The 26,757-nt window shown below is 39.7% G+C and carries 21 protein-coding genes; 5 read left to right on the top strand and 16 right to left on the bottom strand.

What is annotated here, in order from left to right:
• Positions 1-19: 19 nt before the first annotated feature.
• The 4 genes from FTX43_RS07320 to FTX43_RS07305 all read right to left on the bottom strand — a co-directional run bounded on the left by FTX43_RS07320 (position 20) and on the right by FTX43_RS07305 (position 4,763).
• On the bottom strand, positions 20-1,138 hold the full coding sequence (locus FTX43_RS07320; protein WP_002329560.1) for an aminotransferase: 1,119 nt from the start codon (positions 1,136-1,138) through the stop codon (positions 20-22).
• Positions 1,139-1,151: 13 nt separating this feature from the next.
• Positions 1,152-2,573 carry an arginine-ornithine antiporter gene (arcD, locus tag FTX43_RS07315; RefSeq protein WP_002329561.1) on the bottom strand — a complete coding sequence of 474 codons (1,422 nt, stop codon included), beginning with the start codon at positions 2,571-2,573 and terminating at the stop codon, positions 1,152-1,154.
• A 244-nt stretch (positions 2,574-2,817) separates the two neighbouring features.
• The gene (mnmA, locus tag FTX43_RS07310; RefSeq protein ID WP_002313365.1) at positions 2,818-3,939 is read right to left on the bottom strand and encodes a tRNA 2-thiouridine(34) synthase MnmA; all 1,122 of its coding nucleotides are present in this window, start codon (positions 3,937-3,939) and stop codon (positions 2,818-2,820) included.
• A gap of 206 nt (positions 3,940-4,145) precedes the next feature.
• Positions 4,146-4,763 (bottom strand): hypothetical protein, encoded by a 618-nt coding sequence (locus FTX43_RS07305; RefSeq protein ID WP_104867141.1) that lies wholly within the window; start codon positions 4,761-4,763, stop codon positions 4,146-4,148.
• A gap of 1,135 nt (positions 4,764-5,898) precedes the next feature.
• Between FTX43_RS07305 and FTX43_RS07290 the strand changes: the two genes are divergently transcribed.
• On the top strand, positions 5,899-7,728 hold the full coding sequence (locus FTX43_RS07290) for a hypothetical protein (protein WP_261801519.1): 1,830 nt from the start codon (positions 5,899-5,901) through the stop codon (positions 7,726-7,728).
• A gap of 269 nt (positions 7,729-7,997) precedes the next feature.
• Here the strand turns inward: FTX43_RS07290 and FTX43_RS07285 are convergent, their stop codons facing one another.
• Positions 7,998-8,585, bottom strand: a complete 588-nt coding sequence (locus tag FTX43_RS07285) for a metallophosphoesterase family protein (RefSeq protein WP_002329566.1) — start codon at positions 8,583-8,585, stop codon at positions 7,998-8,000.
• Positions 8,586-8,714: 129 nt separating this feature from the next.
• On the bottom strand, positions 8,715-9,992 hold the full coding sequence (locus FTX43_RS07280; protein ID WP_002308213.1) for an MFS transporter: 1,278 nt from the start codon (positions 9,990-9,992) through the stop codon (positions 8,715-8,717).
• Positions 9,993-10,182: 190 nt separating this feature from the next.
• Here FTX43_RS07280 and FTX43_RS07275 point away from each other — a divergent pair, with 190 nt between their 5' ends.
• Positions 10,183-10,965: a hypothetical protein gene (locus FTX43_RS07275; protein ID WP_002329567.1), complete on the top strand. Its 783-nt coding sequence runs from the start codon at positions 10,183-10,185 to the stop codon at positions 10,963-10,965.
• Positions 10,966-11,073: 108 nt separating this feature from the next.
• On the opposite strand, the gene FTX43_RS07270 is transcribed toward FTX43_RS07275, so the two are convergent.
• The 4 genes from FTX43_RS07270 to FTX43_RS07255 all read right to left on the bottom strand — a co-directional run bounded on the left by FTX43_RS07270 (position 11,074) and on the right by FTX43_RS07255 (position 15,053).
• Positions 11,074-11,418 (bottom strand): DUF1831 domain-containing protein, encoded by a 345-nt coding sequence (locus FTX43_RS07270; protein WP_002286736.1) that lies wholly within the window; start codon positions 11,416-11,418, stop codon positions 11,074-11,076.
• A 136-nt stretch (positions 11,419-11,554) separates the two neighbouring features.
• The gene (locus tag FTX43_RS07265; RefSeq protein WP_002344559.1) at positions 11,555-12,700 is read right to left on the bottom strand and encodes a cysteine desulfurase family protein; all 1,146 of its coding nucleotides are present in this window, start codon (positions 12,698-12,700) and stop codon (positions 11,555-11,557) included.
• A gap of 423 nt (positions 12,701-13,123) precedes the next feature.
• Positions 13,124-14,098, bottom strand: coding sequence for a ribose-phosphate diphosphokinase (locus FTX43_RS07260; RefSeq protein ID WP_002286741.1), 975 nt, complete (start codon positions 14,096-14,098; stop codon positions 13,124-13,126).
• Between the two features lie 79 nt (positions 14,099-14,177).
• Positions 14,178-15,053, bottom strand: a complete 876-nt coding sequence (locus tag FTX43_RS07255) for a dihydrolipoamide dehydrogenase (protein WP_147606939.1) — start codon at positions 15,051-15,053, stop codon at positions 14,178-14,180.
• 131 nt (positions 15,054-15,184) lie between these two features.
• On the opposite strand from FTX43_RS07255, the gene FTX43_RS07250 reads away from it, so the two are divergent.
• A complete protein-coding gene (locus FTX43_RS07250; RefSeq protein WP_002329570.1) occupies positions 15,185-17,092 on the top strand; it encodes a M13 family metallopeptidase in 1,908 nt (635 codons plus the stop codon).
• A gap of 297 nt (positions 17,093-17,389) precedes the next feature.
• On the opposite strand, the gene FTX43_RS07245 is transcribed toward FTX43_RS07250, so the two are convergent.
• The 5 genes from FTX43_RS07245 to FTX43_RS07225 form a co-directional block, all read right to left on the bottom strand.
• Positions 17,390-20,659, bottom strand: coding sequence for a right-handed parallel beta-helix repeat-containing protein (locus FTX43_RS07245; RefSeq protein WP_080344846.1), 3,270 nt, complete (start codon positions 20,657-20,659; stop codon positions 17,390-17,392).
• A 264-nt stretch (positions 20,660-20,923) separates the two neighbouring features.
• On the bottom strand, positions 20,924-21,469 hold the full coding sequence (locus FTX43_RS07240; protein WP_002314540.1) for a cysteine hydrolase family protein: 546 nt from the start codon (positions 21,467-21,469) through the stop codon (positions 20,924-20,926).
• Positions 21,470-21,480: 11 nt separating this feature from the next.
• Complete coding sequence (locus tag FTX43_RS07235) at positions 21,481-22,173, bottom strand: 5'-methylthioadenosine/adenosylhomocysteine nucleosidase (RefSeq protein WP_002308200.1); 693 nt, start codon at positions 22,171-22,173, stop codon at positions 21,481-21,483.
• 18 nt (positions 22,174-22,191) lie between these two features.
• The gene (gene macP / locus FTX43_RS07230) at positions 22,192-22,476 is read right to left on the bottom strand and encodes a cell wall synthase accessory phosphoprotein MacP (RefSeq protein ID WP_002286760.1); all 285 of its coding nucleotides are present in this window, start codon (positions 22,474-22,476) and stop codon (positions 22,192-22,194) included.
• A gap of 12 nt (positions 22,477-22,488) precedes the next feature.
• The gene (locus FTX43_RS07225) at positions 22,489-23,052 is read right to left on the bottom strand and encodes an NUDIX hydrolase (protein WP_002329574.1); all 564 of its coding nucleotides are present in this window, start codon (positions 23,050-23,052) and stop codon (positions 22,489-22,491) included.
• 227 nt (positions 23,053-23,279) lie between these two features.
• On the opposite strand from FTX43_RS07225, the gene FTX43_RS07220 reads away from it, so the two are divergent.
• On the top strand, positions 23,280-23,942 hold the full coding sequence (locus FTX43_RS07220; protein ID WP_002329575.1) for a 5-bromo-4-chloroindolyl phosphate hydrolysis family protein: 663 nt from the start codon (positions 23,280-23,282) through the stop codon (positions 23,940-23,942).
• Between the two features lie 122 nt (positions 23,943-24,064).
• Positions 24,065-25,261 (top strand): toxic anion resistance protein, encoded by a 1,197-nt coding sequence (locus FTX43_RS07210; RefSeq protein ID WP_147606937.1) that lies wholly within the window; start codon positions 24,065-24,067, stop codon positions 25,259-25,261.
• A gap of 99 nt (positions 25,262-25,360) precedes the next feature.
• Here the strand turns inward: FTX43_RS07210 and FTX43_RS07205 are convergent, their stop codons facing one another.
• A complete protein-coding gene (locus FTX43_RS07205; protein WP_002312044.1) occupies positions 25,361-26,737 on the bottom strand; it encodes an amino acid permease in 1,377 nt (458 codons plus the stop codon).
• Between the last annotated feature and the right edge of the window lie 20 nt (positions 26,738-26,757).

The following is a 26,757-nucleotide window of genomic DNA, read 5'->3' as shown; positions in this document are numbered from 1 at the left end:
GTCCTTGCAGTGTTTTTGTTTAGGCCTGTTTTTTCAAGAACTCAGATAAGAGGGATAATCCCTTTTCCAAGGTTTCTTTTTTACAACAGTAACCTAGTCGGGCATGCTTCGGCAAATCAAAGGCACTTCCTGGTACTAATAGTACTCCTGTTTCTTCTAATAAATTGATACAAAATGTCTGGTCATCTTCTTCGATGGCTAATTTGATGAAAGAAGTAGAGACGTAATTGGGAGCGACAAGTTCAACTTTCGGTTCATTTGCTACCCATTGTTTTAAAATCGCAAGGTTCTCTGTAATGATCTTTTTGTTTCGCTCCAAGATTTTTTCTTTGTTCTTCAATGCATGTACAGCAAGATCATCTGACAGGACTCCGCCGCAAATCATCGTGTAGTCTCGATATTTTCGAAAAACCTCTGCCAACTCAGGTCCAGTAGCTGTCCAGCCAATACGGATACCTGGAATGGAGTAGGTTTTGGATAGGGAATTGGTTGCTATACCTTTCTCATAGACATCTACGATCGACAAGAATTCACCATTATCTGTTAAAGGCGCATATACTTCATCTATCAATACATATGCATCTACTGTACGAGCAATTTCTGCGATTTTTTCTAAAATTTTCCGATCTAGCAATGTGCCTGTAGGATTGTTTGCACTATTCAAACAGATGATCTTTGTTTCAGGTTTGACTAAGTCTTCCAGCTGTTCTAAATCAAACTGCCAATCTTCTTCTTCCTTCAAATGAACAAAGTCAACAGTGGCACCTAAAGATTTGGGGATGTCATATAATTGCTGATAAGTGGGAAGCATCGAAACAACATGGTCTCCTGCTTCCACTAACGCGTATAGAGCTAAAAGATTAGCACCAGTCGCTCCGTTCGTTTGTAAGATGTTTTCTGGATCGACGGTTTGATAAAGAGAAGCGACTTCTTCTTTGAACGCATCTGATCCTTCGATCCAGCCATAGTCCAATGGTTCATTTTTGCGGTTTTCGAAAAATTCACTTACGCTAGTCCCGTCTAAGCCAACGAGTTCGTCTAATGTCAATGCTTCGATCGAACTTTGTGCAATATCATATACCGCTTTCTTCTCCCATTTATTTAGCCATTCTTCTACACCGAAATTTGCGATTTCCATGTTTCTTTCCCCCTTATATCTTGATCCAGCCTACAGCAAGCAACCCGATTGAAAGCAGTGCGGCCACACAAATCAGCCCAATCATTACTTTTTCTTTTCCCGTGATTTGATGGTTGGTTTCCCGACAAGCGATCCAGTAGAAGCAAAAACCAGGAAGATAAGCAATACTACATAAAAGGACATAAGAAAATCCTGCTAAAATGATTCCCATCAATTCAAAAACTACAGCAATCCCACCGATCACTACTTGTTTTTTGATTCCTTCTTTTAAAGAAAACTGGACTTGATAGATCCCGACAAGCAGATAACAAATCAAGATTGCCGCTGTACATAAAGAATAGGCAAATTGATAGGCATAATCAGTAACTAAGAAAGTCAATAAGAATAGATTAGTCAAGATGGCAGTAACAACTAACGAATAAGTTGGGGCATTTTTTTTATTCGTTTTTCCCCAAGCTTTCGGCAACAGACCGTCTCGAGCCATCAACATCGTTGTTTCTGCTGGGAGCATCGTCCAAGACAGCCAAGAACCGATGATCGAAATGATCAAGCCGATATTGATCAGTGCCGCTCCCCAATTTCCCACGATTCCTTTTAAAATATTTGCCATAGCAGGTTGTGAAATAGTTGCTAACTCTTCTTGAGATAAGACACCGTATGGCAAGATCGAAGCAAGGATATAGATAAACAATAAACAAAGCAGCCCAATGATTGAGGCTTGCTGGGCTTCTGAACGTTTCTTCGCGCGGTTAGCTAAAACACTTGCACCTTCGATCCCTACAAAGACCCACATCATGACCATCAAACAACCTTTGATCTGCAACCAGATCGTTCCTTGCTGTCCTGATCCATTCACTAGATTAACAGATACGTTGCCCCAAAAATCAGTAGTGAATATATTCACTTTAAATGCGATAAATACAAATATTAAAAATAGGAATAATGGCACTAATTTACAGATCGTCACGATCGTATTGATCACGCTCGCTCCTTCAATCCCATTGTTTACTAATAAAGTCAGACCCCAAATAAAAAGACTTGCAAATAAAATAGAAGGAACATTTTGTCCCCCTTTGAATATCGGAAAAAATTCTCCCATGGCACTCATTAGCATCGTCGCAAAAGCAACATTTCCTAGCCACGCAGACAACCAATAGCCCCAGCCACTAATGAAGCCACCTAACTTCCCAAATGAAGCTTCTGCATACCCAAAAATCCCGCCATCCAGATCTGGGCGTTTTTCTCCTAAATGATTCAGCGATAATACCAAAGCTAAAATACCAATCCCGACGATTATCCATGAAAGGATTGCTGGCCCAGGGGCGGCAGAACTAGCCAGATCACTCGTGATTCCAAACACACCGCTTCCGATTGACGAACTGACAACGAGAGCAACCAGTCCCCACTTACTAATACCTGTCGATTTCTTTTCCATTTCCATCACCTTCACTTATAAAATTGAACAAACCACCTGCAAAATATTTCCTTTATTTTGCAACTGCTCTTGCTTACCAAAAAGCAACTTTATTCATATTATTGGATATTATGGACTGTTTCCGCTGAAATTACAAGTACAAAATGAATAAAAATTAATTTTATTGCAAAAAAACAGCTATGCTGTCCAAAAGAAAAGGTGTTTCTTTTGTTAGCCATAGCTGTTTTGATTCATTTCATATTGCTTAAACGTATTGTAAAACTTTTGTTTCTTGGTATGCATGGTCGATCAAACCGCCACCTAGACATTCCATTCCGTCATAAAATACAACTGCTTGTCCAGGAGTGATGGCACGTACAGGTTCGTCGAATACGACTTCTGCACGGTTATCATCCAATAAGCGAACTGTCACAGGAACATCTTGTTGACGGTAGCGGAATTTCGCTGTGCACTTGAATTCTTTTGGCATTGGTTCATTCGTCGTAAAGTGGATTTCACTTGCATCCAAGCTTGTGGCGTACAGTGCAGGATGGTGGAACCCTTGACCCACGTATAATGTGTTCGTCGCTAAATCTTTCCCTACGACAAACCAAGGTTCTTGCGAATCTCCTCCGCCACCGATTCCTAGGCCTTGACGTTGACCGATCGTATAGTACATCAAGCCAGCATGTTGCCCTTTAACTTCACCGTCAAGAGTGACCATATTGCCTTTTTTCGCTGGTAGGTAGTTGCTCAAAAATTGTTTGAAGTTCTTTTCACCAATAAAGCAGATTCCTGTTGAATCTTTTTTCTTAGCAGTCGCAAGGCCTGCGCGTTCAGCAATTGCCCGCACTTCTGATTTTTCCATACCGCCTAGAGGGAACATCGTTTTTGAAAGCTGTTCTTGTGATAATTGACTAAGGAAGTAAGTTTGATCTTTATTGTTGTCTACTCCGCGAAGCATATGGACCACACCGTTTTCATCGCGAGTGACTTGCGCATAATGTCCCGTAGCTACATAATCAGCACCAAGATCCATTGCATAGTCCAAGAATGCTTTGAATTTGATTTCTTTGTTACACATCACATCTGGGTTAGGTGTACGTCCTGCGCGGTATTCGGCTAGGAAATATTCAAATACACGGTCCCAATATTCTTTTTCGAAATTCACAGAATAATAAGGAATCCCGATTTGAGCAGCTACTTTCGCTACATCCTTATAATCTTCCGTGGCCGTACATACGCCGTTTTCGTCCGTATCATCCCAATTTTTCATGAAGATTCCGATCACGTCATATCCTTGTTCCTTTAATAAAAGTGCTGTTACAGATGAGTCGACACCGCCGCTCATCCCTACGACAACGCGTGTTTGGCTGTTGTCTGTCATGATATCACCATCATTTCAATTAGATTCTGAAACATCTACGAGTTGAAGGTCGCAACTTTTCAGTATTTTACATTATACGTCATATTTCTGAAAATTTCATCCCTTAATTATCAGCGTTCGAATACATAACCTATCATAGGGAAAAAACAGCGCTATCTTCATACTCCAGTGATTCTCATGATCAAAAGAGGAACGGCAGTTTCGATTCATAAGAAAAACAAAAGAACAATATTGTAATAAGTAGCAAATAAGTAATTCATCCCTAATAGCAGCCACTTCATTCGATTATCTTCAAGTTTTGTAGAGAAATAGAGACCAATCAAGCCGGAAATCATCATGAAAAGCAACAAAGGGATAACAAGCCAAGATTTAATAGTATTTGAATGGAAAGCCAACAAGTAATGGATCCCAATAAGCGAACTGATCGATATCAGCATCGGTAGACCTAGACCGAACAGGTAGAATGTTTTTTTCTTTTTTTGATAGTCTAATGTTACGACTGCTCCAAAATACAACACACATACTAACAACAACTCCCACCTAGGTAAACTTATCCACCCGATGATCCACCCAATGATGTAAATAAGCCCTACTCCGTAAGTCAAAAGAAAATGGAGAGCAATCACTAGCCATTTTACTTTTATGGAATCCATTCTTCTTGTAAAAGCTAGACTGATACCACTTAAAATCCAGCATGAATACTGGACAATTAGAAACCCTGTCACTTCATGACGAATATATAGATGACTGCTGAGCAAAATCATACAGAAGACTAACAGAACCACCGATACCCGCTTACTTTTCTTACTTTCTATTGATAACATTCAACTCGCTCCTTTTTAATTGTTTGCTTCGTTGCTGACTTCAAAAAGTTTGAAACAAAATAAATAGAAATTGGAGAACATTAAAATATGTAGCAAATAGATAATTGATAACTAACAACAGCCATTTTAACTTCGCAGATTTGATCTTTGTCGAAAAATAAAGACCTGCTAAGCCGGGGAAAAGCATTAGAATCATTAATACTACACCATGGGACCATCCATAATATAAATGACCCACAATCAGAAACCATACCGACACTAACATAGATACACATAAACCGATTAAATTGACATTTAGTTTCATTTATTTTCCCTCATTTTCGTTTTTTATTGAAACAACAAACTAAAACAGAACAGTTTATCTAGCAAAAATCAGCCAACCATAAATACCAATCAAATCAAGCAGAATGACTAGCATTTTTAATATTTGAGAATTGATTTTTGTCGAAAAAACCAAACTCAAACCGCCAGTACTCCAACAACAAAATGTTATGAACACTAAGAACTGAAAATTATTTTCTATAGAAGGATGAAAATAAAAACTAGCTGAAATGAAACAAATTGACAACAAAATTATTGAAATGATCGTACACGTCTTACTTTTTAGTGGTAACATTTACACATCTCCTTTCTAATTGATTGATACTTGTCTATCTTCAAAAAAACTCTAAACAAAAAATCTCACAATTTGTTATTTAAAAATAAACAAATAAAAAATATAATAACGCAGTAAAATAAATAGATATACAAATCAACACGCCTATTCAATACTCATCCCTACCAAGAAATTGTATCTTCTGTAGACTATCTAACCCCAAATAAAATATAACACCTTTGATTTCATTCGTAAAAAACCTAAGTTAAACGCTAATTATTCCATTAAAGATAACAGTTCTCAATTATTGATATAGCTGATTTTACTCTTTGGTGTTATGTGCAATATACGCCTATATTAAATAACTGATATATTTTATTTTTAAGCTATCATCACGCCAATTCATATGTTATTATTCTAGCATAAAACAAGGAGGGATTACATTGAAATCAAAAATTAAATTGTTTCTGACTACCTGTTTACTCGCCATTTGCCATCCCAATCACTACTGTACATGCTGATACAGATACCCAGCAGATATTGGAGGAGTATTATGAAGAATTCAAAAATGAATACGCTTCCTTCTATCAGGCATTTGAAGAGTTCACCTCGAATTATTACAACCAACCATTCAATTCCGCGATTTCCGAAGAAGACCACTTGCGTGATTACCTAAACACCGTCAATGAGCACTATATTCGTAAAGAAGCCGAACAATTATCCAAAGACCCGCCTCTCTGGTCATTCAATATCGGAAATGCTTTGGAGAATATCACTTTTGAAAAAGTACCGACTTATCATAAATATGATCTGATGAATATCGTTCAACCAGGAGAGATCATTTTCGAACGGAAAAGGGCTGGAATCACTCCAGTATTTCTTCATCATGTGATGATCGTAGAAGGTATCTATGAAGAAACTCATCTCATCAATGGAAAACCAGAGACCTTCACATATATCCGAACTATCGAAGCAACTGATTATAGTCCTATACTTGAGGCAAAAGCTGGAGGCGTTGTTTACGGTGTCTTGGATGATGAGCGTTTCGATTATACTCAATCAACTATCTTAAGAGTTCCAGAAGCGACAGCGACACAAAGAAAAGCAGCTATCTCATTTATGCATGGGCAATTAGGAAAGGGATATAAAGTAAGAGATTTATTCGTAGAACCTGATCGGACTTCAGCTAGAATAGATTGGTATTACTCTCTTCTTGTGTGGGCAGCTTATATGAACGCAACACCTGATGGTAGAATCGATGAATTAACTGATAAAAACGATCCTGATTTCCTAGGAATTAATTTAGAGGTAGAAAATTGGCTTACTGAACCAGGAATCACACCTAATGATATTTTTCGTTCTCAAAAAGTCGAGAAAATCAATCCCTTTTTTGCAAACTACAAAGACTATCTGGAGAATATTCAATGGTCAAACGCTGGGACAATCATCAACGACGAAGATTTCATTTTTAGCCGCGGTTCCAACTCATACACCTTAAGGAATGATTATCATTTCATCGCCACGAACAAAAATAACGGGAGACCTTATGCAAGTACACGTCTTACTTTCGGGCGCAATCATTCTGGAACAATCATCGTAGAATTCGATATGTTCACCCGTTTTCTTTTAACAGACGAAGCAAGAGCCAAATTTTCTGACAGGAATATCCCGCTTATTCCAGAGACGATTGAAGATCATGATGTTCCGAACCATGTGCTGAACTGGATCAATACCTATACCCAATGTTCGTTGGAGATCGTTTATTCTAACAATATCTCTACTGACAACAATCACTTAAGATATAATCCTTCTTTTACAAAAATCACGAAGAAAAAACATCCAGTCAATCCTTATCAGATCAACCAAGTCGTCCATACACCGCCTGCCTTCACTCAGCAAAGATTTGACTATACAGAGAACCTCAGTATCTATGACAAATATGAAATGACGCGACCGAATCCTTTCAATGCAGATGTTTCTTATAATCGAGCTACACCAAGCTGGTATTATTTTTACAATAATTATCATGCGTTGATAAAATTAGAGAATGGTACCTATCGCCACGCCTCTTATCTAAGGATCCATGGTTCATTCACAACTGCTGCTTCTGTCAGGAATGGTTATGGCTTCAATCATGATTTCACGATGACGGACGAAGCAAAAGCGATTTATGGGAATTATTTCTATCATATCGGCGTGAATCAGTCAGTGGATTATGCGATTGACTGGCTAAACCGATACACAAAAGAAAACACCCTGATCGTCTATTCCAATAATATAGATAATGATGTTAGGAAATTGAATGATGGTACTGCCACGGTCAGAAAAGCAGTTAATGATCAAGGGAAATTCGTGTACTGTATTTTGTAGTTCCTCCTTACAACATATGACTGTATTACTAAAAAATAGGATAAAAAGTCGCGCCAAAAAGGGACGACTTTTTATCCTATTTTTGAAAATCAGGTACTTCAATTCTTTTATAACATGCAGCGAACTGCTTTTCCATTTTGTTCCTTGTGACACAGAATTGGGCAGCAGGCTCAAAAGCTTGCATTTGTGGGGACAAGTCCTGCCAAATCAAAAACACGAGAAGCTGTTTTTGGTTGCCTGTTCTTATCACTTGATGCAAGTCAGCTTTTTCACGACCTCTTTGCTTCATATATTTCTTTGATTTGCTGTTCGGATAATGGCGTACCGAATGGCAGTTTTTCTTTTAGAAGGTCTCTTTCTGGTGCGTCTACGCCTACATTGACGACGTTTTCGATGGGTACACTATAATGATGGATATGCCCGTGAAGGTTTCGAATGGTGTCGTTAGGTCCGAGTAACATTGGATAATGCGTCAAGTAATATTGCTGATGGTCGAACTTCACGATAGCACCTACGTCATAAAAATAAAATTTGGGACTGCCATCAGAAAGTCCAGGATCGTTTTTTTCTAAATAACGGAAGAACGCACGACTGTCATGATTCCCTTTGATCAAGTGGATCGTTCCTTGCAGTTGACTGACTAATTCTAAAATTTCTGCATTTGCTTTTTCATATTGCGGATGCATGGCAAGATCACCTAGATGATAGACGTGATCCGTTTCTTTTACTACTGCATTCCAGCTAGTGATCAACTGTTGGTTCATCTCATCTACATTTGCAAAGAGTCGCGGAGCAAAGTCATTTTCTCCTAGTAAACGCTCATGAAAAAAGTGCATATCACTCGTAAAATAATTCATGTTTCTCCTGCCTCCCTTTTCCTTAGAGTAAACAAAATTGCTGATCGGAGCAACTCATAACATCTAAAAAAGCTGTGAAAAAACCACTTGATTTCAAGTAGGAAGAAAATTTTTATCACCGCTCCTTTTCTATTCGTTTTCTTGTTCACGGTGTTCTTTCACCAGTTTTTTCTGTAATTCTTTATCATAATTTCGAGCAACGGGTGTCAAAAATAAAACGATCCCGCATAAAAGCGTACCAATTCCCGCAATCAGAAACATCTTTTCTACACCAATCTTATCTGTCAAGGGGCCCGCAAATATTAAGCCAATCGGCCCTGGCAAAGTCATTAATGAGTTGAATACACCTAAGACTCGTCCTAAAACGTTCGGTTCATAACTCTGTTGGATGATCGCCATCAGTAAGGTATTGAAATAAGGTGTGGCAAAACCTGCCCCGGCATTCAGTAAAAGAAAATAAAAGAATCCCTGTGTTGTCCCCGGCAACAATCCACTAGCACCAATCGTGGTACCTACGACTACATAAGCCATGAAAATCGGCTTCATCCGGTCTTTCCATTTTCCAAAAAAGCCAATCACCGCCCCACCTGCAAGCATCCCTACTGAATAGACTACTTCGACAAGACCCGCCTGTCCTACATTTTGACCAAAATAGCCCATCGTCATCAACGGATACAGACTGGCAGCCGGCATAAACAATAACGTGAACACAGCACCGTTGAGCATGATATGCCAAAGACCTTTATTCTCGTACAATTTTTTCACACCAAATTTTGTATCTGTCAACAAATGAATGGTTTCGCCTTGCGAAATAACCTTAGGGATCGTCACAAAAACAAGTAATCCCACACCAAATACCGCGCCTAGCACATCAAGCAAAATCAGCCAGTTGATAGGTATCACTGTAAATAAAAACGCACCTATTGCAGGCGCAATGATAAAATTCGCTGACTGGACCATGCCTAGCTGTCCATTGATACGTGTCAGCTCTTCTTCTGGGACCATCGTAGGAAGGATCGATTGGATCGTCGGCATCTGGAAAGTTTGAGCAATTGCACGAATGAACAACGATACAAACACTAGCCACAACGGAAATGTGTCAGAAATCGTGCCGACTACTACCAAGACCATCGCAAATAATGCGACAATGATATCTGTCAAAATCAACAATCGCTTTTTGTCCCAACGATCCACCAACGGACCAGCAAACGGACTCAGCAAAACCATCGGGATCATACCTAATAACGTAGCAAAGCTCAAGATCGTTGCTGAACCTGTCTCTTTCGTCAGATACCAAATGATTGCATATTGCACGATCATACTCGTGATTCCAGATAAAAATTGACCTGTCAAAAACAAGTTGATATTTTTACGCCAATGTAAAACCGGCTCCTTTTCTTCTCCCATATCCTTTCCCCACTTCCTCTAAGACTTATCGTCCTTACGTAGCTAGAATTATACTTGATTATTTCCTTGAAACCTAGCTGTTTGTTCAAATACCATCGTTATATATTTTCAGTTTTGTTAAAAAAGTAAAATTAGCAGAAAAAAATCAGCAAGCATGCTAAACTAAGAAAAAACTAGGAGGGCATCAGTCATGAAAATCAACTTTCAGACCACTCTTACCCCTGAAGAAATCAAAATCGTACTTGAACAGGCACAGGGTACAATCTGGATCAGCCGCAAGCTGCCTAAGCTTCCAGAAAATGCTTTTTATCTCTTTTATCATCAAAAGGTGTGTACAGCAATTGGGAAAACAGTCCAACCAGAAACAATCGATACCGTCATCATGATCCAGCTTCCTTGGGATATAGAAGCCGATTATATGATCTACATGCTCACCGAACAAGCAGAAAAAGCTGGTCTTACAATAGCCAAAGAATCGTTTCCTTCGATTCCTGAAACGGCTAGAAAGAAAATGGCAGAACACCAAGAGAAGATTGCTGCTATACTAAGTACATTTGGTTATCCAATCGATTCTTCCGTGCCATCTGCCGCTGAAGATACGAAGAAAAAACCAGCAAAAGCTCGTCATCGCTGGTCAAAAGAAGTCAGCGAGATTCCTTTTACCGTCGATTTCAGGGGAAGTCAAGCAACGCTTTACTGGATCAAACGAAATGAATTGCTGATCAAAGCAGGCGCGACGCTCGTCAAAGATCCTCCTTTAAATAAAGACGGCTCATTAGGTTATGCTGCAAAATATGGGCAAAAGCTACGAGATGATTATAAAGACAAGATTTCAGGCACAACCACGATCGAAGATATCATCGTAAAAAGTGTGAATGAGGCAAGCTTGCTGTTGTACTTTGCCGGAACAAATAGTTGGTTGGAAATAGTGGATGAACATGGAAAATCAATTGATGAGTGGACGAGAGTCTGATTTACAGCAGAAAAAATAAAAAAGACAACTATTTTGTGTCGTCCTTTCAAAGTTAGAGATCTAACGATTAGGCCGTTTCAAAACTAGTTGTCTTTTTATATCCACAGGTTATTCGACTTTTTCGAATAATCCTCGGCTGATCATCCCATCCATCAAAAAATAGAATTTATCTTGACTCATTTTCTGTTTCGGATCTTTGAAAATATTGACTGCTTTCAGTCCGTTTGCTGTAGTAATCGACATTTTCAATGTTTGGATATCTTTTGATACAGTGATTTTCAGTTTGAAGCCTTCTTTGCTTTGCGGCGTTGCATCTAATGGTCGGATCAATTGATAATTGCCTCCGTTTGTTTCTGTAAACCCATTATCGCGCAATGTATATCTTTTTGCATCAGGATGCAAACGATAGCTGATCGGTGCGCCAAGTACAGTTGCTGTTGTTTCAAATGCCATGATTTTCACCTCGATAAAATTAGTTTCTCTTTATTATAAAAGTTTATCCTGATTTTTACTAGGTTTTTCAGTTAAGTTCCCTAAAAAATGAAGGCGTTCTCTCAGACATCTGTCCACATCAGAATGACTTTATTAGTTATTTTTTGACAGCACGAACTAATTGATCAAGGAAATAATGGATGTCTTCTTCAGTATTTCCCAATCCAAAGCTGATACGAATGGATTCTTTTAGTATCGGCGTATCTTCTCCATACATCGCTTCTAATACGTGAGAAGGTTCGATGTTCCCTGCTGTACAAGCCGAACCAGTAGAAATAGCGATTCCGTTCAGATCAAGCTTCATCAGTAGCAAATCATTTGCTTCGCCAATCAAGCGAAGATTCAACACATGAGGGAGTTTATTCGTTAAATCACCATTTACTTGATAAGGGATGTCGTTTGCTTCTAATGTATCAAGAATCAATTGTTGGAATCCTTGATATTTGTTGTTACGTGCTTCACGTTCTTCAGGTGACAGCAGTTCAACTGCTTTTGCCATTCCCCAGATTCCTGCCAAGTTTTCTGTACCTGCACGCCGCTTTTCTTCCTGCTCGCCACCTAAAAGCAAGGCAGGGATATTTACTCCGTCTCGTTTATATAAGAAACCGACGCCTTTTGGTCCATTGATTTTATGAGCAGAGATACTTAATAAATCGATTCCTAATTCTTCTGGATGGATCGTTTGGTTTCCATAAGCTTGTACCGCATCTGTATGGAAATAAGCTGGATGATCTGCTAAAAGTTCACCGATTTCTTTGATTGGCATCAAATTTCCGATTTCATTGTTCCCGTACATCACAGAGACCAAGATCGTATCTTCTCGTAACGCTTTTTTGACCTCTTCGATCGACAGATTCCCTTTTTCATCTACAGGCAGATATGTAACGTCAAACCCCTTTGTCTCTAAATATTTCATGGTATTAAGAACAGCAGGATGTTCGATAGCTGTAGTGATTAGATGTCTGCCTTCTTTTTGACGCGAGAACGCTGTTTCTAAGATAGCTGTATTATCCCCTTCTGTTCCCCCACTATTAAAGATGATCTCATGAGGTTTTGCTTGCAGACTATCTGCAATGATTTGTCTTGCTGTTTCCAATTTTTCATGCGCGTGGCGGCCAAACCCATGTATGCTTGAAGGATTACCAAACGTTTCTTGCATGATCGCCGTCATCGCTTCAATTACTTGCGGATGCATGGGGGTAGTTGCCGCATGATCCAAATAAATAGTTTTCACTTCATTCATCCCTTCCAATTTATCGCTAGGCACATTCTAGCATAAAACAGCGAACATACCAAAGAAGAGATTACTTTTACCTAAAAGGCACTTAGTGTAGCGAAAAAGAGGTTTTGAAAAAGCTGTCCTGCATCAAGTAATAAGAACAGCCAAACAAAAATAGCTTCTCATATTTTTCGTTTGGTTGGACTTATTACCGCAGATGCAAGCTTTTGAACACCGTTTACCAAGAGGTCGTGCGCCTGCCGTTTAACTTTGAGTCACAAGGAGCAATTTCAAAAAACAGCTTCTCATGTTTGTTGAATATTGTGACTTGTGACCGAGGAGTTGGCAGGAGAACACCGTTTATTCGGAAAAAGGGACTGTGACACAACTTTTGTCACAGTCCCTCTTCTCATTGCTAATTGATCTTCTCGTTTTTTGTCTTTTTTCTTATTCGAATTCTTTTTCTTCCAGACGGAATAACGGACTCATCGGTGTATTTTCATGGATGCGTTTGACCGCTTCACCCATTAATTCTGAGCATGTAACGATCGTTAAGTTTTCCGGATGACGATTTTCTTCTGTGAAAACAGAATCAGTGATACAAATATCTTTGATTGGTGCATTGTCTAAAATGCTTTTCGCATGATCGGACAATAACCCATGTGACGCACAGGCATATACTTCTTTTGCGCCGTTTTCTTTTAATACATTTGCTGCTCGTGCAAGCGTTGCTCCGGTGTTCAAGATATCATCTACCATGATACATGTCTTTCCTTGAACATCACCAATCACATAACCACCCTCCGTTGAAGCATCATCTGCATGGTCTACGATGGCTAATGTACTGTTCAAATATTCTGAAAGACTACGTGCACGCTGAACGCCGCTGTTTTTTGGCGACACAACTACGATGTCATCTCCCGTCAGACCTAATTGACGGTAATAATGAGCAAACAATGGCATCGTAAATAAATTATCTACAGGAATATCAAAGAATCCTTGTACTTGAACCGTGTGCAAATCTAAAGTCAGTACTCGAGTTGCTCCTGCTTCTTCGATTAAGTTAGCAATCAATTTCGCAGTGATCGGTTCATGAGGTTTCGCCGTGCGGTCTTGTCTAGCATACCCATAGTAAGGCAATACGACATTGATCGTTTTCGCACTTGCTCGCTTCATTGCATCAATCATAATCAGCAGTTCCATGTAGTAGTCATTGACAGGTGCATTCGTTGATTGAACGATGTACACATGATCCCCACGGATACTTTCTTCAATATTGATGGAAATCTCCCCATCACTAAATTGCTTCACGACGCTTTTACCTAATTCTGTTCCAAACACTTTCGCGATTTTTTCAGCTAATGGACGATTCCCATTCAAACTAAAAATCTTCAACGTGTCATCCTGATACTTATTACTCATGTAGTCCTCCCCAAAACTTCTCTATTCTTCGATAGTTTAACATATTTTTCCAAGATTTTCTGTTAATTTCAGCAAATTCTTAAGGAAGTGAAACTGTTCCGTTACTCCAACTGGCAGGAATAACTTTATGATAGTCCCCCCAGTTGTCGTGTACTTTGTAATAACGTTCTCCTGTTTCAGTTTCAAAATAAGCATACGCCGTCACCCAATGATTGCCGTAAGTACTACCAAGTACTTTCAAGATTCCAATCATCACAGGCTTGCCTTCACGTATACGTTTTGTGGCTCGCTGCCATGAACCTAGAAGAGTTGCTCGTGCACGCTCGTGATTGCCATTCTTCTTTAAAAAACTAGAAATCCCTGTACTGACTTGAAAAGGAATCGTAGGAAGGCCTAGTGGTTGGATTTGGCTACGCAACGCCTTTGTCAATGCCATCGAGTTAGACGTGTTTTTCTTGCGGATCTCTAGGGGAAGCATCCACTCTTCACGATAGTCTTGATAGTAGGCAAGTAAAACCGCCGCCGCATAAGTCCCGCAAAGATAACCTGAAGGAGTAGCCCATTTCTTATACCTTAAAAAACGTTCTTCTGGCAATCCCACCCAACAATTTGTGAGTTCTTTTCCTGACCTTTTTTCTTCGATCAAAACAGGCACCTCTTCTTTTCTGTGGATCCATTGAGAGAACTCGATTGGTGCTTCATTGATCAGTCTCCATTGGCTACGAGAAATACCCTCTTGATAGGTATATTCTGCTGGAGAGTATTCTATCGGATGTCCTGATTGATCGATGATCACATAACTTTGATCTTCAAAAATCAGTGCTAAAAAAAGCCGTTCGCTTTTTTTTGATTGTAGTTGCTGGGTGCTGGCTAATTTTTTGATTTTTTTATCTATTCTAAAATAGAAAGGTTTATCCACTACTTGTTTCAGTTGGGATCGCCTCCTTTTTTTCATTATAAGTGAACGATTGAAAAAAACAAATCAGTTTGATTGTCCGAATTTTCAAATTTTTTTATGTTCTATTTGTTAATTCCTTCATTTTGTAAGATAATGGGCACACGAAACAAAAAAGGAGCGATCGATGAATGAACAAAGAACGATTGAAACAAGATTTCTATGAAGCAGTCAATGAAGAATGGCAAAAAACAGCAAAAATCCCTGCAGATAAACCAGCTACAGGCGGTTTCCAAGACTTAGTTGACGGGATCGACCAACTTTTGATGGGAGAAACAGACGATCTGCTTGCCCATCCAGAAAAAGTATCTTCAGAAAAAATGAAACATTTCCTTGCTTATTATCAACTGGCAAACGATTATGACCGAAGAAATGAGTTGCATGCTCAACCACTTCAGCCTGTAATCGAGAAAGTTGAATCATTGCAGTCTTTCGACGAATTGAATGAGCAATTCCCGGAATGGTTGTTGGATACACTACCATTGCCATTTAATCTAGATGTAGATGCTGATATGAAGAATGCACAGACGAATGCTTTCTTTGCTTATCCGCCTTCTTTATTTCTTCCAGATAAGACGTATTATGCACCAGAACATCCTAACGGTGCACAACTAATGGGCGTTTTCTTTGATATGGCGGTTCAATTATTGGAGCTTGCTGGCAAAGAAAAAAGTCAGGCAGAAGCAATCACAGAACAAGCAGTGCAATTTGATAAATTGATTGCTCCTCATGTAAAAAGTGCAGAAGAAAACGCAGATTACAGCAAAATGTATAATCCGCAATCTTTTGACACATTTATTCAATACACAGATAAACTTGACTTGAAAAAACTTGTCACTGGTTTGATTGGGACAACCCCAGATAAAGTGATCGTCACTGATCCAGTGTACTTTGATCATTTGAATGACATCCTGACAGAAGCTCATTTCCCCTTATTCAAAAGCTGGATGATCATTAAAACAGTACGTTCTCTTAGTGGGTATCTATCAGAAGAATTCCGCCAAGTCAGCGGAATCTATTCTCGCGTATTGTCTGGAACAGACGAAGCAATGCCTCAGAAAAAAGCAGCGTATTATCTTGCCTCTGGTCAATTTGATCAAGTCGTTGGTGATTACTACGGGAAAAAATATTTCGGCGAAGCTGCTAAAAAAGATGTAGAGCAAATGGTGAAAAAAATGATTGCCGTTTATAAAAAACGGCTAGAAGAAAATGACTGGCTTGGGGATGCAACAAAAGAAAAAGCCGTCATAAAATTAAATAACTTAGGTATCCAAGTCGGTTACCCCGATAAGATCCCAGCACTATTCGACCAATTCAAAACAGTGCCTGCAGATCAAGGTGGTACTTTGCTTTCAAACACTCTTGCTTTCAGCAAACTCACATTAAAAGATCGTTTCAGCAAATGGAACAAACCGGTAGATCGTTCAGAATGGGAAATGAGCGCTGATACAGTCAATGCTTATTATCATCCATTCCGGAATGTGATCGTCTTTCCGGCAGCCATCCTTCAAGCGCCGTTTTACAGTCTAGAACAATCAAGCTCTGCTAATTACGGGGGAATCGGAGCTGTTATCGCTCATGAGATTTCCCATGCATTTGACAATAACGGCGCTTTGTTTGATGAATATGGCAACTTGAACAATTGGTGGACAGAAGAAGATCTTGCACAATTCCAAAACAAAGCACAAGCAATGATCGAAGAATTCGATGGTCTGCCTTTTGCTGACGGAAAAGTAAACGGAAAATTAACTGTTTCAGAAAACATTGCGGATGCAGGCGGTCTAAGCTGTGCATTGGAAGCAGCAAAAACAGAATCAGATCTTTCTATCGAAGAATTCTTTGTCAATTGGGCAACGATTTGGCGTACAAAAGCAAAAAAAGAATACCAACAACTTTTACTGCAAATCGATGTTCATGCCCCTGCTAAACTTCGAGCAAATGTGCAACCAAAAAACCTTGACGAATTCTATGAAACATTTGGTATCACGGAACAAGATGCTATGTATCTAGCGCCAGAAAAAAGAGTGCGAATCTGGTAAAAGGTTGTGAAAAAGCTGTCCTGCATCAAGTAATAAGAACAGCCAAACAAAAATAGCTCCTCCTATTTTTCGTTTGGTTGGGCTTATTACCGCAGATGCAAGCTTTTGAACACCGTATATCAGAGGTTGTGAAAAAGCTGTCCTACTTCAAGAAATAAGAACAGCCAAACAAACACAGCAAGTGGGATCTCATCTATAAAAATGATAGAAGGAAGCGGGACGAATTGACGTCTCACTTCCTTCTTTTTTTACTTTCCTCAACTAATTGTTCTACCTTATCAAAAGGATACCGTGCGTTTATTTTTTTCGCTGTTTCATGACATAAGCAGCTACACCGATCAACAAAATTCCTCCAGCTACTGCTAACAACGGGCTATTAGACTCTCCTGTTTGTGGAAGTCCTTGAGCGCCATCTTTTTCCCTTTCTTTTGCTGTCCCATCTGGATCAGAAGGTTTTTCATTTGGCGATCCATTCCCTGGATTTTCCCCTTCTGGTTCATCAGTTCCCGGCGGCACACTGACAGCTTCTCGCACTGTGATCGCTTTTTGCTGGGTAACAGGTTCTGTATGAGCAACCCATTTTTCACCATCAAATGTTTCCGAACGATAAGTGACTTCTAGCGTATATTCTCCTTTTGAGGGTGCTGAAAAAATAGCGGTATGATTAGAAAATTGAGCACTTGACTGTGTTTCAACGATTTGGATCTTTTCTGGGAAATAACGCATATCTTCAAAGACAGGCGTTCCTTGATTTGGTGTGAATGCTGACACAGATACTGTAAAAGGCTTCAGTTCGATGATATTTCCTTCTGCATTCTCCGTCACACCATTTGCCTCTTGGATAATGATTGGATTATTTTGTTCGTTTGGTTTTGTCTGATTTGGTTCTTGTACGATTGCATATTCTGGATACTCCGAAGACGGTGAGGTTTCTCCGTCAAAAGTAGCACCTACAGATAGTGGAAGACCATCTACTCTTCCCTTTTTTGTTTGACGATTCTCCGGTTTGATTTGCATCAATCCATGGACATGGATGCTTCCATTCGCATAGCGCGTAACAGGCTGCTGCCCTTCTTGCGAATGTGTATTTAGAGATTCGATCCAATCTTTTGATACGGTATGTCCAAGAGTATTTTCTGATTGTTTCTCTCGTTCATTCCAATAGTAGTTCAACGAGTGATAGATTTGATCTTCGTTTTGATTCAATGGGCGGATCTGCTCTCTCATCTCAAGATTTTCTGTTCGGAAAGATAAGATACCAGAAGCATGGAAGTCTGTGTTTCCTGCCGAAGAGGTATAAAGAGCCACATTATAGGAACCATTGTTGAAGCTTGTACTGCTATTGACGATAATATCTGTTCCGCTATTGGAATCGATTCCTTTCGCAAGATTTTCGAAAGACAAACTATTGATCAATTCATGAGGGCCCGATAAAGAGGAACCACCCATTTTGAATCCATTACCGTTCCCTTCTCCTTCAACTCCCGGTACCCAACCGTTTCGATAAGCAACTGAGTTTTTGATGACTACTTTCCCGATCGAACCTGTTTCATTTTTAGCAAAAAGATCCCAACCATCATCTGCATTATGATAAGCGATACAACCGTCAAATACATTCCCTTCTCCTATTGTCAGTTTGGCCGCAAATCCATCGGCATCTTCAAATCCCGGGTCGGCATTTTCAAAAGATGTACAGTTCTTGACTAAGTTATGCGCTGGCCATGCTTCGAAAGGATCATTTGAGCTACCACTGATTTGGATTCCTGTATTTCCATTCCGATAAGCATGGATCTCTTCAATCAAATTATGGTTTCCAGAAATCTGCAATCCTTTTTGCATAGCAGCACTATTTGTAACGTCAAACCCACGTAAAACCCAGTAGTGACTAAACAGTGTCATCCCATTTCCAGTTCCTTTAAAATCAAGTACAGGTCGCTTGTTTTCTGGATTTTTCTCTGCAATCAATTGAATCGGGTTTTCTCTTGTCCCGTTAACTCCTTTTGGAATCGTCAATCCTCTTTCAAAGGAATAAGTTCCAGGAGCCAGGACGATTGTCTGCCCAGCATATGCGTATCTCAATGCTTGCGTCAGAGATAACGGATTTTGTCTGCTTCCGTTTCCTGTATCTGACCCTTCCGGTGTTACATAAACTGTCGAGTATTTAGGTTTACGGTAATCAACTGTATGCAGGATCTCTTTTGTTTCATAACTAGCCATCTCTACGTATTCTTCTGGCGGATAGTTTTTATCTGGTGTAAAACTGAAAGTAAATTCGTTCGTTCCTTCCATCAATTTTGTCTGATAATCAAATTCCCGATTTGCAGTGATTGCCAAGTCTTTCGCATTCTCAAGTACCTCTCCTGTTGCTTGATTTTTGATTGTTAATAATCCGTCAGCATTTGCTCTAAAGGACATAGTATGGTCTTGGTTTCCTGAATGATTACTAGAGGTCACAGTGTAAATCGGATCAATCAAGCGAATGGGCCTTTCTTGTCCAGGAGGATCTGTCGCAGGATCTGAGTAAGCCACTTCGATTCCTTCTACCTTGATCGTCATATTCCTTGCTGCAGCAAATCCTGCATAGATAACCGATTCATCGGAAGCATATAGCTTTTCCCAGTCATACATGATGTCAGAAGCTAGCTCTTCCCCTGTTTCAGGATCGTAATAATATGCCTCTAAACCAGTGTTCGTTTTTTTCATCTCTACATCTAGTTTAGTAATCGAATCCGTAGCCGGAAACAGATTCCCATGACCGTTTCCGAATATATTATAAGAACCTGCTTCTTTTTCTAAGAGCCCTGCTGAAGTCTCTAAAGGCGTTGTTTCCACTGAGACACTCCCAGGAGCAGGCGCGGCTTGAGGATCTTCAGATGATATTCCTGTGATTGCCCGTGTCCCCAATCCAAGTCGCATCGTATATTTGCTGCCGTTCGTGCTGACCACTTCTTGTCTATCCGAGTCCCAGACATATTCGATCCGACTGCCCAGTATGGCAAATGAATTCGAATAAAATGCTTGCCCAAACAAATGATCTTTTGGTACTGTGTCTCTCACCATCAATGCAAATCCTTCTTGAGCATTCGTATAGGTCCAAGATTCTATTTCAATCGTCGCCCGCATCCTAAAATTGGTATCTTTCGGAATGGCTTGATAATAATAGGTCATTCCATCTGATCCGCTTGACTGGAATTTCCCGCCGTTATTCGTGGAAGAGAGCCGCACGCCGTCTTCTAATGGTTCAATCGCATATCTGCTGGCACTTGTGCTTTCTCCGAAAACTACCCCTTTCCACTCTTCAGGAACTTCATCAGATTGCTTTTCTGTCTTTTCATTTTCTGATTCTTTTATCATAGGATCATTTCCTTCTTCCACATCCTTCTCTTCACTAGCCGTTGATTCTTCCTCCAATATTGACGTTTCTTCGCTGTTCACGTGTGCATTTTCTTCGTTCACAGTCTGTTCGTTAGCAGCAACTTCAACGACAGAAGTCAAAATCGGAGTACTGAGCATGAGGAGATTCATCATTAGTGCACTGTATTTTATTCGTTTTTTTATCAAGTCCATCCCTCCTGAAACAAATTAGAAAGCGTTTACTTAAAGTATTACCTAATTTATTTTTGCTGTCAATAAAAAACAAAATTATAACAAGTGATATTTTATAAAAAGAAAAATATAACTTTAGTTGTTAATAATAAAGGGATTTATTAGAGTGTAAATGATATGTTTGATAAAAAATAACAAATAAAAGAAGAGCACAAAACAATGTGATTCGTTTTACGCTCTTCTTTTATTATTTTTTGATTTTTATTTTAAAAAAGTTTTGTTTTTTTATAGAATCTCTGCACCTAACGTGGATTTAAAATGTCTCAATGCCCATTCGTGTCCGACAGGATCAAAACTTGCCACGGCATCTTTGAAAATATGGAGTTTGTATCCTAGATTATACGCATCGACTGCTGTATGCAACACACAAATATCTGTACACACGCCGGTCAAATAAACATCTGTAATCTGACGTTCTCGCAAACGAATGTCTAGATCTGTTCCACTAAAAGCGGAATAATGCCGTTTGTCTATCCAATAAACATTTTCCTGCTGCTCATGCTCTTGGTACAAATTTTTTAAAGAGCCGTACAATTCCCGTCCACTCGTTCCTATCACATTATGCGGAGGAAATAAGCGGTTCTCTGGATGGAAAGAATCTTTTGGATCATGTGCATCAATGGCAAAAACGACAAAATCCTTTTGCTCCATAAACTTTTTTGTGTGGGCAGTCAGCTTTTTTTCAATTGCTTGTCCTGCTGCACCAGTCGTCAGCTTTCCATCCTCTGCAACAAAATCATAGGTATAGTCAATCGAAATCAATGCGTTCATCTTAGTCCTCCTTATACGAGATGTTTGACAAATTCGATCACCATTTCTGCTGATCGCTTGCCTGCGTCTTCGATAAATTCGTCAAAGCTTTGTGTCGCCGAGTGATCCGCTGTGTCACTCATTGCACGTACGATCAAAAATGGGATATTGAACTGACGGGCCGTTTGTCCAACAGCGGCTCCTTCCATTTCACAAGCTAAAGCTTCAGGGAAATTCGTTAAGATTTCTTTGATTTTATCTGGAGAATCGACAAATGTATCGCCTGTAACGATCAATCCTTCTTTTGCATTCAAATCCGTTGCTTTTGCTGCTTTAGCCATTTCACTGCGCAAATATGTGCTTGCTTCATAATATAGAGGCATACCTGGTAATTGACCTGGTTTGTAGCCAAATCCTGTTGCATCTGCATCAAAGTAAGCTACTTTATCTGATATAACAATGTCGCCTACTTGTAAGCCTTCACCGATCCCGCCAGCTGAACCTGTATTGATCACCATGTTCACGCCGTATTGTTGGATCAACAGACTTGTGGTAATAGATGCTAAGACTTTTCCTATACCGGAACGTACGACAATCACTTCGTGGTTACCTAATGAACCTGAAATAAATAAAGCGCCTGCGCGTTCCCATGATAATGGTTCGCTTAGGTTCTCTCTCAAAATTTTTACTTCTTCTTCCATTGCGCCGATAATACCGATTTTCATCTTTTTAATTCCTTCTTTCTATATAAATGCGATTGCTAAAAAAACCACACATAACATTAGGATAACAATAATAAGAGATTTCATCAAAAAAGAGTTCCATTTGGTCGTCTTTTCTCGTTCACTGATCCTTGTTTTCGTGATTGGTTTATTCTTTTTGCTTTCTTTACGATAAAAGCTGGCAATCTTTTTTTCTTCTTGCTGATAAGCTGTTTCTGCTTTTCGCTGTTTTTTTAATGACTCGCTTGCTTGTGCTTGTTGTCGCTTGCGAAGTTCGCTTCGCGTAATAAGCGGTCCTTTGGCCATAAGCCGATCCCTCTACTTTCCTTTGGTCAATAATTCCCAGTATTGAATCGCATAAATCGTCTTTGCATCACAAATCAACTGATCTTTCATCGCTTGTTGTGCCTCTTCAAGAGTTAGATGATACAGCTCCAGTACTTCGTCTTCATCTTGAGCTAAAGGATTCTCGACCTTCTCTACTCCTTGTGCATGATAAATATGAAGGACTTCATTTGCAAAACCTGGTGAAAGATACATCGAAGTAAGATGGCTCAGCGACTTCGCACGATAGCCGGTTTCTTCTTCTAATTCTCTGGCTGCAGTCATTTCAGGATTTTTTCCTTCTCCTGGATCGATTTTTCCAGCTGGAATCTCCAAGATCACTTTTTCTAAAGGCTTTCGAAACTGTTTGACAAGGAGCAGGCGGTCATGTTCATCAAAAGCAATGATCCCAACACCGCCAGGATGAAATACCAGTTCCCTCTTCGAAGTTCCTCCGTCTGGTAAACGAACTTCATCTACAGCAACATCGATAATTTTCCCGCTATAGATTTCTTTGCGACTGATTGTTTTTTCTTCAAATTGCTCATTGTTCAGCATATCTTCTCCTGCTTTCTTTGTAATCATAACTGCTTTTTTTTCATTTTTCAATTTTTCTCGAAAACTCCCTATTAGTTTACCATAGATAAACCTTAGATTTTCTCTAAATATAGAAAATCCTTCTTTAGTCCGATACTCTTTCTAGTAGTCAGTATGCTAAAATAAGAATGTAATCGAATAACGGAAAGAATTCAATACTCAACGATAAATGACTTGGAGGGCTTATTATGATAAAACGAAATTGGCCGTGGCTTCTAGCACTGGTCTTGCTGTTTCTCTTTGTCCGAAACAATGGTTTTTCTTTTGTTCTAGGACTTTTATTGATAGGCGTGGTTTTAGTTTTGTGGGGGCTCTTCGGTTCGCGCAGGAAAAAAGGCAAACAAGAAGAAATCCCTGCACTGACTGACGAACTTGAGACTCACTATGAAAAAAGCGGTATGACAGCGAATGAAATCTCATTTTTCCGACAAACGATGAATCAAACAAAAAATGAGATCAATCAGTTGCAAGTGAACATGCAGCAGACAGCCAAACTTAAAGCAATCGATCTCCGTCATGACCCAGTCAAAGCGGCAAAAGCTTTATTCAAAGAATTAGTGAAGGAACCAAATCGACTGCATGAAGCAAGTCAATTTCTTTATACGCATCTGCCGAATCTAGTTGATTTGACAAATAAGTATAATGAGATCAATGACCATGAGATCAAAAACAAGCAAACCTATGAAAAACTAGAAGAAAGCGCGCAAATCATCGATCAGCTATCCGCTTTGATCGCACAAGATTATCAAAAATTCGTCGCTGATGACCTAGACGACATCGACGTAGAGATATCTGTTGCGAAACAAAGCTTAAAGCGTGATAATAAACATGAACCAGAACAAAAAGAGTAACTCTTTTGTTCATAAAAAAGACTCGGAACATTCAGATGATGTCTGGTTGTTTCGAGTACTTTTTCTAAAGTAGAGACATTCATGTAAGAATCGAGAACAGATACGACAAGGAGGAATTTTTTATGGATCATAAACCGACTGAAACAAAAGATATCACACCAGTTAACGATACACTTGAAGACTTATTGAACAACCCGTTTTCAACCCCAACAGACACGCTGACCACTTCACAACAAGCGGAGATTGATCAGCTCCAAGAGCAACAGACAGCTGCTCGCTTAATTGACAAACTACCGGCGGAACGCCAAGAACAAGCAAAACAGCTGGCAGCAAAAATCGATGCCAATGATGCACAGTCTGTCATCAGCTATGGCTCAGCTGCTCAAGCGAAATTAAGTGAGTTCTCACAATCAATGTTGAATCACGTACAAGCTCAAGATATTGGCCCAGTCGGAGATTCGTTGACTGAACTGATGTACCGTCTCCAAGAAGCCAACCCTGATGAACTGCGTGCCGGAGAAGGAAATATCTTCCAACGTGTCTTCGGTAAGGTCAAACAATCGATTTATGAAGTGACAGCAAAATATCAAAAAATTGGTGCACAAATCGACAAGATCTCAGTGAAATTAGATAAAGAAAAAGACGGACTATTAAAAGATAATCTGATGTTAGAACAGCTTTACCAAAAAAACAAAGACTACTTTGATGCATTGAATATTTATATTGCTGCTGGAGAATTGAAAATGGAAGAACTTCAAACAACGATCATTCCAGAAGCAATGAAAAGAGCAGAAGAAACTGGTGATCAGATGGATGTCCAAATCGCCAACGATTATACACAATTCCTAGATCGTCTGGATAAACGTACACATGACCTTCGCTTAGCTAGACAGATCACGATTCAGCAAGCCCCACAAATCCGCTTGATTCAAAATACAAATCAGGCCTTAGCTGAAAAGATCCAAGCATCTATCGCTACAGCCATTCCGCTGTGGAAAAACCAAGTCGTGATCGCATTGACCTTGCTTCGTCAAAAAGATGCAGTGACCGCTCAACGCCAAGTCTCTGAAACAACAAACGACTTATTGAAGAAAAATTCAGAAATGCTGAAAATCTCAGCCATCGAAACAGCGAAAGAAAACGAACGCGGAATCGTGGATATTGAGACCCTGCAAACTACACAAAACGATTTGATCGAAACGATCCAAGAAACTTTGCGTATCCAAAAAGAAGGAAAAGAAAAACGTCGTCATGCAGAAGTAGAACTTGGACACATGGAAGAAGATCTGAAACAAAAACTTTTGGATTTAACCCAATAGACCATTTTTTGCTTGTTACTAAAACAAACGCCCATCAACAGTTCAATAAACTGTTGACGGGCGTTTTTCTTATCTTTCTTCTAACTTCTCCATTGGAATCTATTTCTCGTTCATCTTGCTGTGTCCATAGCCATAGCCAAAATAAATAATCAGTCCAATAACCATTACGATACCGAACACGATCCAAGTCACCGTCTGCAGACGAAGCATCAAGACGATACAAGTCAAGATCGAGACGATTGGCAAGATCGGAACGAATGGCACTTTGAATTCTCCTGCTTTTGGTTTGCCAAACATTTTTCTTAACTTCAGTAAGCCTAGACTAACTAGCATCAAATAGGCAAGCGCCATGATATTCGTTAGTTCCGCTAATACATTCAATGGGAAAAATCCGGCAAAGAATATGGCTGCCACACCAGCGGCATAAGTCGCTTTTTTCGGTGTACGATGCTTTTGATCGATTTCTGTCATAAATTTAGGCAGCAAACCATCCTTGCTGACAGCAAACAACAAACGAGCGAGTGAATACATCATCGAGATCGTCACCGTCAGCAACGTCAAGATTGCCCCTACAGCGATCACTGCACCAACTGTCCCATGTCCTACATACCTCATGGCAAAGGCCACTGGATCATTAACGCCTAGTTCAGTATAAGGAACGATTCCTGTCAAGATCAACGTCACGATGATATAAAGGACCGTAGCGATTAGTATCGAACCAATGATCCCTCTTGGTACATCTTTTTGTGGGTTTTTGACTTCCTCAGCTGCCATTGCAACAGCATCAAATCCCAAGAAAGCAAAAAAAACAAGAGCTGCACCATCTAGCACACCGGAAAAACCAAAAGGCATGAATGGCTGCCAATTATCAGGCTTAACGAAAAATATCCCTACAATGATAAACAACGCGATGATACCAAATTTGACATATACCATGACATTATTCAAACGTAATGCTTTCTTGGCTTCAAGCGACACGATGTAAGTGACGAATATCACTACGAGCACCGCAATCAAGTCAATGTATGTACCATTTTCCGGATTGTACCCGCCAGTTAATGCTTGTGGAAGTTCGGCCCCTAAGCTTTTCAAGAAACCTTGCATATAGCCAGACCAGCCGGAAGCCACAGAGGAAACTGCTAGCAAAAATTCCCCGATCAACAACCACCCTGTCAACCAGGCAGCAAATTCACCAAAGACAACATACAGATAGGCATATGGCCCACCGATCACTGGCACTCGCGAAGCAAACTCTGCGAAACTCAGTCCAGACAAAATGACAACGATTGCAGCTAAAACAAATGAAAGTGACAGTGCTGGACCAGCATTTTGATTGGCCGCAACCCCTGTCACCACAAATATTCCCGTACCGATGATCGCGCCAATTCCAAGCATGATCAAATCAGACGTTTTTAGTTCTTTTTTCATCTCACTCGTATGATTGAGATTGATCTCTTTCTTACGAAACAAATCCATTGAAGTTCCTCCCCATTTTA

This window comes from Enterococcus sp. DA9 (genome assembly GCF_008000875.1).
In the GTDB taxonomy this organism is placed as follows: Bacteria; Bacillota; Bacilli; order Lactobacillales; family Enterococcaceae; genus Enterococcus_B; species Enterococcus_B lactis.
Note: the sequence above shows the minus strand (reverse complement) of the source record. Positions and strands in the feature narration are given on the sequence as shown.